The organism is Streptococcus sp. HMSC074F05, from assembly GCF_001808725.1.
Lineage (GTDB): Bacteria > Bacillota > Bacilli > Lactobacillales > Streptococcaceae > Streptococcus > Streptococcus parasanguinis_I.
On sequence record NZ_KV794411.1, the window covers coordinates 1,104,763 to 1,120,586 of the forward strand.

Here is a 15,824-nt window from a genome sequence, read left to right on the forward strand (position 1 = left end):
TTTCCTCCAAATAGTTCTCTTAAGAACTTTAAAGTTACTATGAGAACTATTTTAACACAAAAAAGATCCCTGTCAAGAAAAAAGTTTCCATAAGAACTAAAAAAAGGAGCCGAATCGACTCCATCCTTCATCTTTAGATAATAATGCCTTCTAGATGATCCATTTCATGCTGACAGATCTGGGCCGGAAAGCCTGACAAATGAATTGTTTTTGCTTTCCAATTCATATCTCGATAGGCCACTGAAATCTCCTCATAACGAGTGGTCGGCCGACTCCCCACCAAGGACAAGCATCCTTCCTCTGTTTGGTAAGGCTTTTTCTTTTCAAGGAGAACCGGATTAAACAGGACCAAATTTTCACTTCCCATTCGGATGATAATCGCTCGCTTTTTCACCCCGATCATATTGGCTGCTAAACCGACACACTCAAGGAGATGAGCATTTAAGGTGTCCTGCAAATCCAAAGCCAAGGTGCGATCCTCAGGTGTCGCTTCTTCTGACTTTTGACCCAAGAATAAGACATCTTTTACAATATTCTTTTTCATTCCTTCCTCACTTCTTGATAGATAGACGAAAGAAGAGAGTGGGACAGAAATCGGTAATTCGTTAGAATTCGATTTCGTCGTCCCACCTCCGCACAGTTGAGTAGGGCTGTAAAAGCTGATGAAATCAGCGTAGTAGAGCCCACTCAACCACTGCGTCTTGCTCGACAATCCAAAAATAATTGAGAGGCTAGGACTTTTGTCCCAGCCTCCTCGCTCTTGTTTCTAACCTCTAAGAGACAATTGCTGCTTATTTTTTAAGCTTTTCGCTCACTTCTTTTGCAAGGACAAAGTTCCCCAAGGTCGCTGAACCATTGCCGGCAACTGCAGGTGTCACAATATAATCTCTCACATCAGGTACAGGGAGGTAACCGTTCAAGAGGGCAGTAAATTTCGTGCGAACACGATCTAACATATGTTGTTGAGCCATGACTCCTCCTCCAAAGACAATGACGTCTGGGCGGAAGGTAACTGTCGCATTCACTGCTGCTTGTGCGATGTAGTAGGCTTGAATATCCCATACATTGCTGTTGAGTTCAATGTTTTCCCCACGAATACCCGTACGAGCTTCGAGACTAGGACCAGCCGCAAAACCTTCCAAACAGCCATTGTGGAAAGGACAAACACCCTTGAATTCTTTTTCCACATCCATTGGGTGTTGGGCCACATAGTAGTGTCCCATTTCTGGGTGCCCAGCTCCCCCGATAAACTCACCACGTTGGATGACACCAGCTCCGATTCCTGTTCCGATTGTATAGTAAACCAAGTTTTCGATGTGGGCACCCGCATTATTACGTGCCACCACTTCTCCATAGGCAGAACTATTCACATCTGTTGTGAAATAGATAGGTACATTCAAGGCACGACGGAAGGCCCCAACGATATCTACATTGGCCCAATTTGGTTTTGGAGTCGTTGTGATGAAACCATAAGTGTTTGAATTTGGATCGATATCAATTGGTCCAAATGAACCAATCGCAAGCCCAACTAGATCCTCAAATTTTGAGAAAAATTCAATACACTTATCAATCGTCTCAATTGGCTTGGTTGTTGGAAATTGTACTTTTTCCACAACATTATAGTTTTCATCACCAACCGCACAAACAAATTTTGTACCGCCAGCTTCCAAACTTCCATATAATTTTGTCATGTTGGCTCCTTTTTTATTATGAAAAATATCCTGTATTTATTATAGCATATTTTGTAGTCAATCTTTTTCTCTTCTCTAAAGAAAAAACACACTTTTTTTGAGAAATAAAATTCAAGGACTGGAGATGATAGACCAGTCCTTGAAAACTTATTGTTTCGATTAAGCTTTGACTTCGATGATCGCATCACCCTTCGCAACAGATCCAGTTGCAACAGGTGTGACAGAAGCATAGTCAGCTGTGTTAGTGACGATCACCATAGTTGTGTCTTCAAGACCAGCTGCGGCAATTTTCGCTGCATCAAATGTACCAAGGACATCACCAGCTTTCACTTTATCACCTTGAGCTACTTTTTGATCAAATCCTTCACCGTTCATTGATACGGTATCAATCCCAACGTGGATCAAGATTTCAGCACCATTAGCGGTCTTCAAACCGTAAGCGTGACCAGTTGCAAAAGCAATGGTTACTTCAGCATCAGCTGGTGCATAGACAACGCCTTCAGTTGGTTTGATGGCAATTCCTTGTCCCATCGCTCCACTTGAGAAGACAGGATCATTCACATCAGACAAAGCAACAGCTTGACCAACGATCGGAGAGATAATGGTTTCGTCTTGAAGAGATGCTGGAAGAGCTCCAGTTGTTTCTTCTTCAATAATAGCTTCTGCTTCTTTGTCCTCTGCAGGAACTGATGAAGCTTCATCTTCATAACCAAACATATAAGTCAAACCGAAACTTAGGGCAGTTGTAAATACAACCATAAATACATATTTCAATAATTGACCGTTTAGATAGAGAAGCGTTCCTGGAATAATTGTAATACCAAATCCTGTACCAGCAAGATTTAACATAGATGCAATCCAACCACCTACTGCACCTGCTCCCAAAGCAATAACGAATGGTTTCACATAACGCAAGTTTACACCAAAGATTGCAGGCTCAGTAATACCTAACAAGGCAGAGATAGTTGCAGGAAATGCTAGAGCTTTCACTTTTTGAGATTTAGATTTCACTGCCACTGCTAAAGTAGCTCCAGCTTGTGCAGTCATAGCCGCTGTAATAATTGCATTAAATGGATCTTTTTTATCTGCAGTAATTAATTGTGATTCAAGAAGATTAAAGATATGATGGACGCCGGTAACGACAATCAACTGATGAACGCCACCAATAAGAAGACCTGCAAGACCAAATGGTAAATTCAAAATAAACTTAGTTACATTTAGTACATATTCTTCGATACTGTGGAAGAATGGACCAATAATAAACAAAGCGAGGAATGACATGATTGTCAATGTGAATAATGGAACCAATAACAAATCTAAGACATCTGGAATTTTCTTATGGAGCCACTTTTCAAGTTTCGCACCAATTAGACCAACGAAGAAAGCGGGAAGAACTGAGTTCTGGAATCCAACCACATGATGGAAGATACCAAAGTATGTTGCTGCTTTAGAAGGATCTTCCGCTACAACCCACGCATTTGGAAGTGTCGGACTAACCATCATCAAACCAATTACAATCCCAAGAACAGGATTTCCTCCGAATACTCGGAATGCAGACCATGAAATCAAGGCTGGGAAGAAGGCAAACGCGGTATCAGTTAAAATTGTTGAATAGGTATAAAAATCAGTAGATTTAAATGCATCTGCTGTTGTGCCAAACAAAGCCAAAACCTGGTCTTGAGCAATGGCACCACGAATCCCCATAAACAATCCAGTCGCAACAATTGCTGGTAGAATTGGAACAAAAACGTCTCCAAAGGTACGGATCGCGCGTTGGAACCAGTTTCCTTGTTTAGCGGCTTCTGCTTTCATTTCATCTTTTGATGATGTTGGTAAGCCAAGAGCTACTACTTCATCATAGATCTTGTTTACAGTACCAGTACCAAAGATGATTTGGTATTGACCTGAGTTAAAGAAAGCACCTTGTACTTTTTCAATGTTCTCAACAACATCTTTGTTGATTTTTGATTCATCTTTTACCATCACGCGAAGACGAGTCGCACAGTGAGCAACACTGCTAACGTTCTCAACCCCACCGATTGCATCGATGACCTGCTTTGCAATTTCTGTATTTGACATTTTGCAAAAATCTCCTTATTTTTTGTAATGTAAACGGTTAAATCGTTTCTACGTTTTTAATTGTACCACGTATTGAAAATATGTCAAGCGTTTTGCAGGATTTTTTTGAAACTTTTTTGGACTTTTTGACACCTTTTGACAGTATGAAACTATTTTCATTTTAAAACAGGCCTGTACTACGCTTTTTAGCACTTTAAATCAGACTTTTATTTTCATTTTCTTTCATATTTTCATAAATTTTCAACTTCTCCTCTTTTCTTCAGGCTGCAAAATAGCTGTCAATCGTTTGACATTTTTTGCCATTTTTTTCATTTATCGCTTGCATTTTTAATAGGAAATCGGTACTATGGAAGTAAGAAAAAATTCGGAGGAATAAAATGGAATGGACAACTGAACGTCGTTACAGACGTTACGAAGACTGGACAAAAGAGGAAAAGCAAGCCATCCAAGATCATATGGCCAAATCTCCTTGGCATACACACTATCATGTTGAGCCAAAAGCTGGTCTCTTAAATGATCCTAACGGTTTTTCCTACTTTGATGGAAAATGGATCTTGTTTTACCAAAATTTCCCATTTGGTGCAGCCCATGGGTTAAAATCATGGGTACAAACAGAAAGTGAAGACTTGGTTCATTTCAAAGAAACTGGTGTAACGCTTCTTCCAGACACAGATCTGGATAGCCATGGAGCTTATTCCGGATCAGCCATGCAGTTTGGTGACAAACTATTCTTATTCTACACCGGAAATGTTCGTGATGCAGAATGGGTTCGTCATCCTTACCAAGTCGGTGCTTTGATGGATAAAGACGGCAAGATTGAAAAAATTGACAAAATCTTGATTGATCAACCTGCTGACTCTACGGATCACTTTCGTGACCCACAGATTTTTAATTTCAAAGGTCAATTCTACGCTATCGTTGGTGGTCAAGACCTTGAGAAGAAAGGATTCATCCGTCTCTATAAGGCTGTAGATAATGACTATTCCAACTGGGTTACAGTCGGTGACTTGGATTTTGCAAACGATCGGACAGCTTATATGATGGAATGTCCCAACCTAGTCTTTGTAGGAGACCAACCCGTTCTCCTATACTGCCCTCAAGGCTTAGATAAAGCCGTTCTCGATTATGACAATATCTATCCAAATATGTACAAGATTGGGGCAAGCTTTGACCCAGAAAAGGCCAAAATGGTTGATGTATCTGAATTGCATAATCTCGACTATGGTTTTGAAGCCTATGCGACTCAAGGATTTAATGCTCCCGATGGACGTGCCTATACTGTTAGCTGGCTAGGTCTTCCAGACGTTTCTTATCCAACGGATTCCTATGACTACCAAGGAGCTCTCTCACTGGTCAAAGAATTAACCATCAAAGATGGCAAACTCTACCAATACCCAGTTGAAGCGATCAAGGACTTGCGCGCTGAGAGTGAGGCATTTGCCAACAAGGCTCAAACCAAGAACTGCTATGAATTGGAATTGCAGTTTGAAAAGGATAGCCAGAACGAAATCGTCCTCTTTGCCGATGCAGAAGGGAAGGGCTTAGCTCTCACATTTGATCTGGCTAAAGGATTGGTCACAGTCGATCGTAGCCAGGCTGGTGAGCAATATGCCCAAGACTTCGGTACGAGCCGTAGCTGCACAATCGCTAACCAAGCGACAACCGCTAATATTTTCATTGACAATTCGATATTTGAAATCTTTATCAATAAAGGAGAAAAAGTATTTTCTGGTCGGGTCTACCCACATGCAGATCAAAATGGAATCTTGATCAAGTCTGGAACCCCTACTGGAACTTACTACGAACTTGATTATGGTCGCAAAGCTAACTGATGTCGCCAAACTCGCCGGTGTCAGCCCTACTACTGTCTCACGGGTCATCAATAAAAAAGGATACCTATCTGAAAAAACGATCCAAAAAGTCCAAGAAGCCATGCGAGAATTGGGATATAAACCTAACAATGTTGCTCGTAGCCTCCAAGGAAAATCAGCCAAGTTAGTCGGCTTGATCTTTCCCAACATCAGCAATGTTTTCTATGCTGAGTTAATCGACAAACTAGAGCACCAACTCTTCAAACACGGCTATAAAACCATTATCTGCAATAGTGAACACGACTCCGAGAAAGAGCGCGAATATATTGAGATGTTGGAGGCTAACCAGGTAGATGGCATCATTTCAGGAAGTCATAATTTGGGCATTGAAGATTACAACCGGGTAACTGCTCCTATCATTGCTTTTGACCGCAACCTCTCCCCAGAAATTCCGGTTGTCTCTTCAGACAACTACGCTGGAGGGATCCTCGCAGCTGAAACCCTCGTCAAGACTGGGGCTCAAAACATCATCATGATCACAGGAAATGACAATTCCAACTCCCCAACAGGTCTTCGCCATGCAGGTTTTGCTTCAGTCTTGCCAAACGCTTCTATCATTAATGTCTCCAGTGATTTTTCACCCATTCGCAAGGAAATGGAAATCAAACAGATCTTAATCCACCAAAAACCAGATGCCATTTTTGCTTCGGATGATTTGACAGCTATCTTAATTATGAAAGTCGCTAAAGAGCTGGAAATTCCAGTTCCTCAACAGCTTAAAGTGATTGGTTATGATGGCACCCAGTTCGTCCAAACCTTTATTCCAGAGCTCACAACCATCCAACAACCGATCAAAGAGATCGCAGTCTTGACAGTAGACCTCTTGCTTCAAAAAATCGACGGTCAAACCGTTGCAACGACAGGCTATTTCTTGCCGGTTAGTCTTCATTCCGGCAACAGCGTCTAATTCCTTGCTATATAGTTCCTTCTCTCAATTTTCAAAGGCTGGACACGCGTTTGCCCAGTCTTTCATTTTTCATCGTAAATTTTCAAATTAAGATTGATAGAATTTTTAGGAAAATGAGGCTGGGACAAAAGTCCTAGCCTCTTCTTGTTTTTGGAGTGTCGAGCAAGACGCAGTGGTTGAGTGGGCTCTACTACGCTGCTTTCATCAGCTTTTACAGTCCTACACAACTGTGCGGAGGTGGGACGACGAAATCGAATTCTAACGAATTACCGATTTCTGTCCCACTCTCTATTTTGTGTAATGGATCAGTGTTAACCTGCACTTTCTTTTGGAACATAAGTCATTCTTTTATTTCATCATCTCTCTTTAAATTGAAAATGACAGACAAATTTTTTGAAAATCGTTTGCAAATAAGTTAAGATAGGTGGGTAAGAAAAGAGTAACCGCTTACTTATGAAGGAGGACATTTTATGTCATATAAAACAAGCAATGCAGAAGGACCTGTAGATTTTATTAACACTTATGATTTGGAGCCTATGGCTCAACAAGTCATTCCAAAAGCTGCTTTTGGCTATATCGCTAGCGGAGCAGAAGATACCTTTACATTGCGTGAAAACATCCGAGCTTTTAACCATAAGCTGATTGTCCCTCATACGCTTTGTGATGTGGAAAATCCAAGTACTGAGATTGAATTTGCTGGTGAAAAGCTATCTTCACCCATCATTATGGCTCCAGTTGCAGCTCATAAATTAGCCAATGAACAAGGGGAAGTGGCTACTGCGCGCGGGGTACATGAGTTTGGTTCCCTCTATACTACAAGCTCCTACTCTACAGTTGATCTTCCAGAAATTACGCAAGCCCTTCAAGGGACTCCTCATTGGTTCCAGTTCTACTTTAGTAAAGATGATGGGATTAACCGCCACATTATGGATCGCGTGAAGGCAGAAGGTTATAAAGCGATCGTCTTAACGGCAGATGCAACTGTTGGGGGGAATCGTGAGGTTGATAAACGTAATGGTTTTGTCTTCCCAGTTGGAATGCCAATCGTAGAAGAATACCTACCTGAAGGTGCTGGTAAGTCAATGGACTTTGTCTACAAATCAGCTAAACAACGCCTCTCTCCACGAGATGTAGAATTCATCGCTGAATACTCAGGCCTACCCGTTTACGTTAAAGGTCCTCAATGCCGTGAAGATGTTGAACGTTCTCTTGCTGCAGGTGCATCTGGTATCTGGGTAACCAACCACGGTGGACGTCAAATCGATGGTGGCCCAGCTGCCTTTGACTCACTTCAAGAAGTTGCTGAAGCAGTTGACAAACGTGTACCGATTGTCTTTGACTCTGGTATTCGGCGTGGGCAACATGTCTTTAAGGCTTTGGCTTCAGGAGCTGACTTGGTAGCTATTGGTCGCCCCGTTATTTATGGCTTAGCTCTGGGCGGTGGTGTAGGTGTACGCCAAGTCTTTGAACACTTGAATGCAGAATTGAAGACCGTGATGCAACTATCTGGAACTCAGACGATTGAAGATGTGAAACACTTCAAACTTCGTCACAATCCATATAATCCAACTTTCCCAGTAGATCCTCGTGATCTGAAATTGTATTAATAAGAAAAGAGGGAGTGGGACAGAACGAATGTTTACTAAAAATCGTTCCTTGTCCCACTCCCTATTTGTTTTAGAGAGTACAAACAGGATGTACACGGAAAATGGTATCATAAACTTTGTAAATACATTTTTTAACAAATATCTTGCTAGAGATTTCATTTTCTGTTATACTGATGAGTAAATAATATTATAAAGACATTTGGGGTGCTTTAGGCTGAGATGATACCCATTGAACCTGCTACAGTTAATACTGGCGAAGGGAAATGTGAAAAGGTTTTTTTCGTGTGTCGAAAAGAACTGTCTAATCTTATAAGCAAAACTCTAATTCTTGATTGTAATTGGAGTTTTTTAATTTTTACCAGATAGACTAGATGTAGAGTATTGTGGTACGTCTTTCTTAAATGCCCGACTGTCTTAAAAAGGAGTTTTTATGTTTAAAAAATGGCGTTTAAAAGATGTTATCTTACTTGCTTTCTTGTCTATCTTTTTTGGTGGCGTTTTTGTAGGTTCAGGATATCTATATAATATTTTGACTATTGGCTTAACACCTCTAGGTTTACAGGCTTTTGCCAACGAAATATTATTTGGTCTTTGGTGTATGGCTGCACCTATTACGGCTATTTTCATCCCAAGAATCGGTAGTGCAACTATTGGAGAAGTTTTAGCTGCCCTTGCTGAAGTCCTTTACGGTAGTCAATTCGGTTTAGGAGCTCTATTATCCGGTTTGGTTCAAGGGTTAGGAAGTGAATTCGGCTTTCTTATCACCAAGAATCGTTATGAAAGTTGGCTTTCACTGACAGCTAATAGTATTGGAATTACACTCTTTAGCTTTGTCTATGAATACATTAAATTAGGTTACTATGCCTTTTCTCTTCCTTTCGTACTATCCTTGCTTTTGGTACGTTTTGCATCAGTATTTTTCTTCTGTGCGATTCTAGTTCGTACTACGGTCAAACTTTACCATCAGTTTTCTGCTGGGAGTGAAGTATAGATGGGGGTGGAATTAAAGGGGGTTGTCTATCCCTCTTTCACAAAGCCGATTGACTTTACATTTCAATCCCAAGCCTTTACTTTATTGGTTGGAAAAAGCGGTTCGGGTAAATCAACCCTTTTTCAAATTATTGCCCAACTCAGTCCAGTGCCATATAGTGGTCAGATCCTTATCGATGGAATTGACATGAGACAACTTTCTGTAGCTGAACGTGTCCAATTGGTCGGTATCCTATTTCAAAACCCCAACCATCAATTTACCATGGAGACCTTGTTTGAGGAATTGGTCTTTTCCTTAGAAAATATTGCTTATCCAATTCAGGAAATTGAATCTAAAATAGCGGAAGTTGTGGAGAAATGTAGAAGCCAAAAAATTCTCCACCGTCCGATTCACCAATTGTCAGGTGGAGAAAAACAAAAAGCGGCCCTAGCAGTACTCTTTGCCATGAATCCTAGTGTCTATCTTTTAGACGAACCCTTTGCATCAATTGATCGTAAAAGTCGGCTTGAGATACTAGGGATTTTGAAGGAACTGGTTGAAGCAGGTAAGACGATTATCCTCTGTGATCATGATTTGTCTGACTACGAAGCCTATATCGACCATATGGTTGAACTAAGAAATGACGAAGTCAAAAAAATATTCAAAATCCCTTCCTCTGAAACTAGAGAAGTTTTTTCAAAGGAAGTCGGCAATTGTCAGGATCTTTTCCATCTGAAACAAATGACCTGTATCCTAAATGATTCTCCTCTCTTTTCCATTCCTGATTTTACATTTTATGAAGGGGTTTCCTGTATCCTAGGGGATAATGGTGTTGGGAAATCAACCCTCTTTCGTTCCATTCTCCAATTTCAGAAGTATAAAGGGAAGATTCATTGGAAGAATAGGCTATTAAAAAAGAAAAAAAGTCTATATGATGAGATAACATATGTGGTACAAGAGGCGGATAAGCAGTTTATCAGAGCCAGTCTCAAGAAAGAACTTCAGTTAGATGACCTAGATAATGAGAACGATAAAAGAGTCAAGGAAGTCCTGCAATTGTTTGATTTGGAGAATTCCTTAGATAAGAGTCCCTATCAGTTAAGTGGAGGACAACAAAAGATGGTTCAATTATTAACGATCATGACAAGTCAAGCCACTGTTGTCTTATTAGATGAACCGTTTGCAGGTTTAGATGATAGGGCTTGCGATTATGTTTGTAGGTGGATAAGGGAGGAGTGTCAAAAAGGACGTAGCTTTTTAATTATTTCCCATCGTTTAGATCCGCTTGTGTCACTAGTTGATTACTGGATTGAAATGACATCTACAGGGTTAAAATATCTTAAAGAAGTTTCTATCACAAGGCCACTAAGATCTCGTGGTATAGGAAATAAAACGGAGGTGAGATAGAATGGTTAAAGTCCCCACTCAAACTCCGGTAACAATCCTCTTTTTACTACTTTTATCCTTGGAAACCTCCTTTGTTCCATCGGTTCCTCTCAATCTATCGGTTGCCTTCTTTTGCATCGTCTATATGTGCTTTTATCGCAAGTTTCATATGATGATTTGGATGGTTTTCTTGGCTATCCTACCAGGCTTTGCCAATTACTGGGCAGTTCATTTACATGGAGATGTTTCCCAAGCAGTTTTACTTGGAACCAGGGGTTTTGTGACAGTTTGTATAGGGATTGTATTTATCTCAAGCATCTCACTAAAAGAGTTACTCTTGTATTTGGCACAAATGGGATTGTCACGGTCTTGGGCCTATGCCTTGTTAGTGGTTTTCAATGCTTTTCCGCTGATTCAGAAAGAAATTAAATCCATAAAGGAGGCCTGTTTGTTACGAGGGCAAAAATTGCATTTTTGGTCCCCTTTGATTTATAGCAAGGTCTTGATTAGCGTCTTTAGATGGCGACATCTATACTTAAGAGCCTTATCAGCACATGGCTATGATGAAGATGCCATGATAGAAAAGTCCTATCGGAACTTTTATATTCCCAGACAGACAAAAATCATCTACCTACTTATCTATTTAACCCTTCAAATCAGTCTGTTTTTATAAAGGAGTTATTATGGAATTTACAGATATTGCTATGGAATTATCCAGGGAGGCCTGGCAGGCTTCCTTTCAGCACCCTTTTATTTTACAGTTACAAAAGGGAAATTTAGATCCTTCCATTTTTCGCTATTACTTGATTCAGGATGCCTACTACTTAAATGCCTTTTCAAAAGCCTATGATCACTTAGCTGAAAAAACTTCAAAACAAGAAATGAAGAGACTTTTGAAACAAAATGCTCAGAGCTTAGTCGAAGGTGAGTTATTTATCCGTCAACAGTTTTTCAAGGAGCTGGGGATTGATGACAAGGAAATGGCAGAGCAGCCGATTGCTCCAACCTGCTACCATTATATTTCGCATATTTATCGTCAATTTGAAGAAGAGAACGTAGCCATTGCTTTTGCGAGCTTGCTCCCGTGTCCATGGTTGTACCATGACCTAGGTAAGGCACTTAATCTTCGTCCTTCACCAGAAGTCCTTTATCAGAAGTGGATTGAAACTTACATTACAGATGAACTCGAACAGCAAATAAAAGAAGAGACGGAACTAGTCAATCAACTCTACAGTGAAAGTGACGAGCTAGACAAGAAAAAAATGCTCGAAGCCTTCCGAATTAGCGTTTATATGGAAGCACAGTTTTGGGAAATGGCCTACCAGCATCAAACATGGAAGAGCACTTTACAGGCTTTAGAAAAAGGAGATTAATGAAAAATGAAAACCAACCAATTACAAATTCATAAATTAACCGTCTTATCCATGATGATTGCCCTCGATGTGGTTCTGACACCTATCTTCCGTGTCGAAGGAATGGCACCTATGTCTAGTGTTGTGAATATTTTAGCAGGAACCATAATGGGACCAGTCTATGCTTTAGTCATGGCAACTGCGACTGCTTTTATCCGTATGACAACACAAGGAATTCCTCCTTTGGCCCTAACAGGAGCTACCTTTGGAGCTCTACTAGCCGGACTCTTTTACAAATATGGTAGAAAATTCTACTTTTCTGCCTTAGGAGAAATCATCGGTACAGGAATCATCGGCTCTATTGTCTCTTATCCTGTTATGGTATTTTTCACAGGCTCAGCTGCAAAACTCAGTTGGTTTATTTACACACCACGATTTATCGGAGCTACCTTGATCGGGACAGCCATAGCTTTTGTATCATTTCGATTTTTAATTACCCAGAAATTCTTTAAAAAGGTACAAAGCTATTTCTTTGAAGAAAGGATTGAATGATGCATACCTTCCAAAATCCCTTCCCTCTATCTGAAAGTCATTTAATCCATTGTATCACTAACGAAATTTCCTGTGAGATGGTCGCTAATGCAATTTTGGCTCTGGGATCTAAGCCAGTAATGGCAGATGACTCCAGAGAGGTCCTTGATTTTACCAAGCAAAGTGCAGCTATCTTATTGAATTTAGGACATTTGTCAGCTGACAAGGAGCAAGCAATTCTTAAGGTAGCATCCTTTGCAGCTAAATCCTCGCTACCTATGGTTTTAGATGTGGTTGGCGTCTCTGCCTCTCCTATCCGCAAAACCTTAGCAATGGATATTTTGAAATATTCTCCAACCATTATTAAGGGAAATATGTCTGAAATTCGAAGCCTAGTGGGTTTGAAGCACCATGGAGTTGGAGTGGACGCCAGCCAGAAAGATCAAGAAACAGCAGATCTAGTGAGTGTCCTGAAAGACTGGTGTCAAGGCTATCCAACAAGTACATTCTTAGTTACCGGTCCTAAAGATCTCATCGTTTCATCTAATCAAGTTGCCATTTTGACAAATGGTTGTCTAGAACTGGACTGGATCACAGGAACAGGAGATCTTGTAGGCGCTCTAGCTGCGGTCTTCCTTAGTCATGGGACTACAGCCTTTGAGGCATCTTGTCTCGCAGTGTCTTATCTGAATATCGCTGCAGAGAAAATTATAGACCGAGAAATGGGGCTAGAAGACTTTCGTTTACAGACTCTTAATCAATTGTCTCTCTTAAAAAAGGATGCCAACTGGTTAGATGCAATCAAAGGAGGCTATTATGCTTAAAGAAACGCTTAGACTGTATCTGGTTACGAATCGCTACCAAGATCCGCTTGAAACCTTCCTTAAAAAAGTTGAGCAAGCTTGTCAGTCAGGTGTTACCATGATCCAGCTACGAGAAAAACAGCTCACGACCAATCAGTATTATGAACTTGCAAAAATGGTGAAACAAATTACCGATACTTACCAAGTTCCTTTGATTATCGATGATCGTTTGGATGTGTGCCTAGCTGTCGATGCTGCAGGACTTCATATAGGAGATGATGAACTCCCAGTTTCAGTAGCCAGACAAGTCTTGGGCACAGAGAAAATACTAGGTGTAACTGCAAAAACAGTGAAAAGAGCACTCGAAGCAGAAGAATCTGGGGCGGATTACTTAGGAACAGGAGCAATTTTCCCCACAACAACCAAGGAAAATGCCCCTATTACCCTCATTTCTACCTTAAAGGACATCTGCCAAGCAGTCGGTATTCCAGTCGTAGCGATTGGCGGTTTAACTTGTGAAAATATCCATCAACTTTCTGGAACAGGTATTGCTGGTATCGCAGTAGTTCGTGATTTGATGCAGGCAAGAGATATTGAAGCAAGAACCCAAGAATTTTTAACAAAATTAGATCAAATCATCTCTAAATAAAAACTCTCTCATTCCCAATATATGGGGAATGAGAGAGTTTTTTTAATCTTTATAAGTTGTATGGTTAACAGGACCAGAACCATGCCCAAGTTCAGGGGCATCTTGGATAGCTCTTGTGATAAAAGCCTTGGCCTTATCAACTGCTTGATAGAGGCTTTTCCCTTTTGCAAGCTCAGCAGTGATAACTGCAGCAAAGGTACAGCCAGTACCATGGGTATGGCAAGTTTGAATTCGTGGACTTTCCCAGACAAATTCTTCATCCTTTGTGAAGAGGAAATCTTTGGCACCACCTTCGAGGTGTCCTCCTTTGATAACAACTGATTGAGGCCCAAATTCTTTTAGGATCAAACGCCCAGCCTTTTGCATATCTTCTTGGTCTTTGATAGAAAAGCCGACAATTTCTTCTGCTTCAGGAAGATTGGGTGTAATAATCGTTGCAAGAGGCAGCAAATTTGTTTTGAGATAGTCTCTTGCACTTGTATCAATTAAAGCGTCTCCACTAGTAGCTACCATCACAGGATCAAGCACATAGGGACAATCAAGTTGCTTTAAGTAGGGTTGGATCATCTCCATGATTTTCGTAGTCGCAAGCATACCAGTTTTTACAGCTTGAGGGGAAATATCTGAAAAAACACTTTCCAATTGAGCTTTCAGCATTTGAGGAGAAACATGCTCTATTAATTGAACCCCCCTGGTATTTTGAGCGACAAGACTAGTTACAACGGCCATTCCATAGACACCTCTAGCTTGGAATGACTTTAAATCAGCCATTATTCCAGCTCCACCGCTAGGGTCAGTTCCAGCAATTGTTAGAGCAACGGGTAAATAAGTCATCTAAAACCTCCCAACCAGCTGAAGTTTGTATTTGGTAAAACAAGATAAAGTCTGTATCAAGAAGTCAATTAGTGGCTTATAAACCATTGTTATTTTGTCCACTTCCATCAACTAGCATTACCTAGATCGAGTCAAAGGGTCTAACAGTCGTTAATCTCAGCTTTACGCACCCCTAGTGGTTGTTTTCTTTTTTCTTTAGTATAGCATATTTTTATACTTTATATCGTAAGATTAGATTAAAATTAGGTCCAAAATAGATATTTCCTTCAATCAAAAAAGAGCCCGCGGGCTCTTTTATACTATGCTTCTGTCACAAATTGACTGAGAACACCATTGACAAAACGTGATGAAGTCTCATCTGAAAAGGCCTTAGCCAATTCGACTGCCTCATTCACAGCAACAATCTGTGGAGTGTCAAACTCTGTCATTTCAAAAATTCCAAGGCGCAGAATATTTTTCTCTACCAAGGTCAAGCGTTCTACTGTCCAACCAGGCTTCAAATGTTGACCGATTTGTTGGTCTAATTGATCTTTTGACTGATAAACGCCGGTCACGATATTCAAGAGAAAGGCCGGAAGATCAACTGTTGCATCTTCTGCCACGTCCTTATCATGCAGATAAGCAAAGCGACAAGCTTCGACAATGTCTCCATCGTACTCCAAGGCCATCAAGGCTTGGAAAGCACGCTCGCGTAAATCTCGACGTGATTCTAATAAAATTTCATCAGTCATTGAGGAAGTCCTCATTAAACAAGTCTTTCAAGTCTGGTTTTGGAGATTTTTCTGTTGCAATCCCTACAACGTGGATATTAACCGCATCCAAGGTGACATCCGCCATATCATACACAGCAGATTTCACAGCCTTTTGGATCGCTACTGCTACAGATGGTACCGCCACTCCATATTCAAGGTAGAGATAAATATCCACTGAGACCTGACCGTCTTCTTCTGTATGAAGGTAGACGCCACGACCAAGTGAGCGTTTTGAAAGGCTATCTGACACGCTCTTATTTTCAAGAGAGTAAACTCCCTCTACTTTTGCCGTTGCAATCGCAATAATTTTTTCTAATACACGTGGTGCAATAACGATGTCACCAAATTGTTCAGTTGCCATAGAAGTTCCTTTCTATTTGACACCCTGAGAG

Annotated in this window: 16 protein-coding genes and 2 riboswitches; of the genes, 10 read left to right on the forward strand and 6 right to left on the reverse strand. The window is 40.7% G+C overall.

The features are described from left to right. Positions 1–133: 133 nt before the first annotated feature. The 3 genes from HMPREF2685_RS09050 to HMPREF2685_RS09060 form a co-directional block, all read right to left on the reverse strand. Entirely contained in the window at positions 134–544 is a 411-nt protein-coding gene (locus HMPREF2685_RS09050; RefSeq protein WP_024054812.1) for a peptide deformylase, read from the reverse strand. Positions 545–791: 247 nt separating this feature from the next. Further along, positions 792–1,691, reverse strand: a complete 900-nt coding sequence (scrK, locus tag HMPREF2685_RS09055; RefSeq protein ID WP_049488562.1) for a fructokinase ScrK — start codon at positions 1,689–1,691, stop codon at positions 792–794. 159 nt (positions 1,692–1,850) lie between these two features. Continuing rightward, the gene (locus HMPREF2685_RS09060) at positions 1,851–3,770 is read right to left on the reverse strand and encodes a sucrose-specific PTS transporter subunit IIBC (protein WP_003008594.1); all 1,920 of its coding nucleotides are present in this window, start codon (positions 3,768–3,770) and stop codon (positions 1,851–1,853) included. A 377-nt stretch (positions 3,771–4,147) separates the two neighbouring features. On the opposite strand from HMPREF2685_RS09060, the gene HMPREF2685_RS09065 reads away from it, so the two are divergent. The 10 genes from HMPREF2685_RS09065 to thiE all read left to right on the forward strand — a co-directional run bounded on the left by HMPREF2685_RS09065 (position 4,148) and on the right by thiE (position 13,846). Beyond that, positions 4,148–5,602, forward strand: coding sequence for a sucrose-6-phosphate hydrolase (locus tag HMPREF2685_RS09065; protein ID WP_070466488.1), 1,455 nt, complete (start codon positions 4,148–4,150; stop codon positions 5,600–5,602). After that, positions 5,583–6,548: a LacI family DNA-binding transcriptional regulator gene (locus HMPREF2685_RS09070; protein ID WP_049486254.1), complete on the forward strand. Its 966-nt coding sequence runs from the start codon at positions 5,583–5,585 to the stop codon at positions 6,546–6,548. The genes HMPREF2685_RS09065 and HMPREF2685_RS09070 overlap by 20 nt, the downstream gene beginning before the upstream one ends. A gap of 470 nt (positions 6,549–7,018) precedes the next feature. Then, the gene (lctO, locus tag HMPREF2685_RS09075) at positions 7,019–8,155 is read left to right on the forward strand and encodes an L-lactate oxidase (protein WP_049474070.1); all 1,137 of its coding nucleotides are present in this window, start codon (positions 7,019–7,021) and stop codon (positions 8,153–8,155) included. Between the two features lie 190 nt (positions 8,156–8,345). After that, positions 8,346–8,434, forward strand: a riboswitch (TPP riboswitch). 151 nt (positions 8,435–8,585) lie between these two features. Beyond that, entirely contained in the window at positions 8,586–9,146 is a 561-nt protein-coding gene (locus HMPREF2685_RS09080) for an ECF transporter S component (RefSeq protein ID WP_049486253.1), read from the forward strand. Continuing rightward, positions 9,147–10,532, forward strand: a complete 1,386-nt coding sequence (locus HMPREF2685_RS09085; RefSeq protein ID WP_049474072.1) for an ATP-binding cassette domain-containing protein — start codon at positions 9,147–9,149, stop codon at positions 10,530–10,532. 1 nt (position 10,533) lies between these two features. Beyond that, positions 10,534–11,184, forward strand: coding sequence for an energy-coupling factor transporter transmembrane component T (locus HMPREF2685_RS09090; protein WP_049474073.1), 651 nt, complete (start codon positions 10,534–10,536; stop codon positions 11,182–11,184). 10 nt (positions 11,185–11,194) lie between these two features. Further along, positions 11,195–11,884, forward strand: coding sequence for a thiaminase II (gene tenA / locus HMPREF2685_RS09095; RefSeq protein ID WP_049506470.1), 690 nt, complete (start codon positions 11,195–11,197; stop codon positions 11,882–11,884). Between the two features lie 6 nt (positions 11,885–11,890). Continuing rightward, positions 11,891–12,415 (forward strand): energy coupling factor transporter S component ThiW, encoded by a 525-nt coding sequence (gene thiW / locus HMPREF2685_RS09100; RefSeq protein ID WP_049474075.1) that lies wholly within the window; start codon positions 11,891–11,893, stop codon positions 12,413–12,415. Next, positions 12,415–13,218, forward strand: a complete 804-nt coding sequence (locus tag HMPREF2685_RS09105) for a hydroxyethylthiazole kinase (protein WP_049474076.1) — start codon at positions 12,415–12,417, stop codon at positions 13,216–13,218. The genes thiW and HMPREF2685_RS09105 overlap by 1 nt, the downstream gene beginning before the upstream one ends. Then, positions 13,211–13,846 carry a thiamine phosphate synthase gene (thiE, locus tag HMPREF2685_RS09110; protein WP_049474077.1) on the forward strand — a complete coding sequence of 212 codons (636 nt, stop codon included), beginning with the start codon at positions 13,211–13,213 and terminating at the stop codon, positions 13,844–13,846. The genes HMPREF2685_RS09105 and thiE overlap by 8 nt, the downstream gene beginning before the upstream one ends. A gap of 42 nt (positions 13,847–13,888) precedes the next feature. On the opposite strand, the gene thiD is transcribed toward thiE, so the two are convergent. From thiD to HMPREF2685_RS09125, 3 genes are all read right to left on the reverse strand, one after another. After that, entirely contained in the window at positions 13,889–14,680 is a 792-nt protein-coding gene (gene thiD / locus HMPREF2685_RS09115; protein WP_049474078.1) for a bifunctional hydroxymethylpyrimidine kinase/phosphomethylpyrimidine kinase, read from the reverse strand. A gap of 86 nt (positions 14,681–14,766) precedes the next feature. Continuing rightward, a riboswitch (TPP riboswitch) is annotated at positions 14,767–14,864 on the reverse strand. A gap of 115 nt (positions 14,865–14,979) precedes the next feature. Next, complete coding sequence (gene nusB, locus HMPREF2685_RS09120) at positions 14,980–15,411, reverse strand: transcription antitermination factor NusB (protein WP_049474079.1); 432 nt, start codon at positions 15,409–15,411, stop codon at positions 14,980–14,982. Then, positions 15,404–15,793, reverse strand: coding sequence for an Asp23/Gls24 family envelope stress response protein (locus tag HMPREF2685_RS09125; RefSeq protein WP_003005404.1), 390 nt, complete (start codon positions 15,791–15,793; stop codon positions 15,404–15,406). Before HMPREF2685_RS09125 ends, nusB begins: the two co-directional genes overlap by 8 nt. Positions 15,794–15,824: the final 31 nt, after the last annotated feature.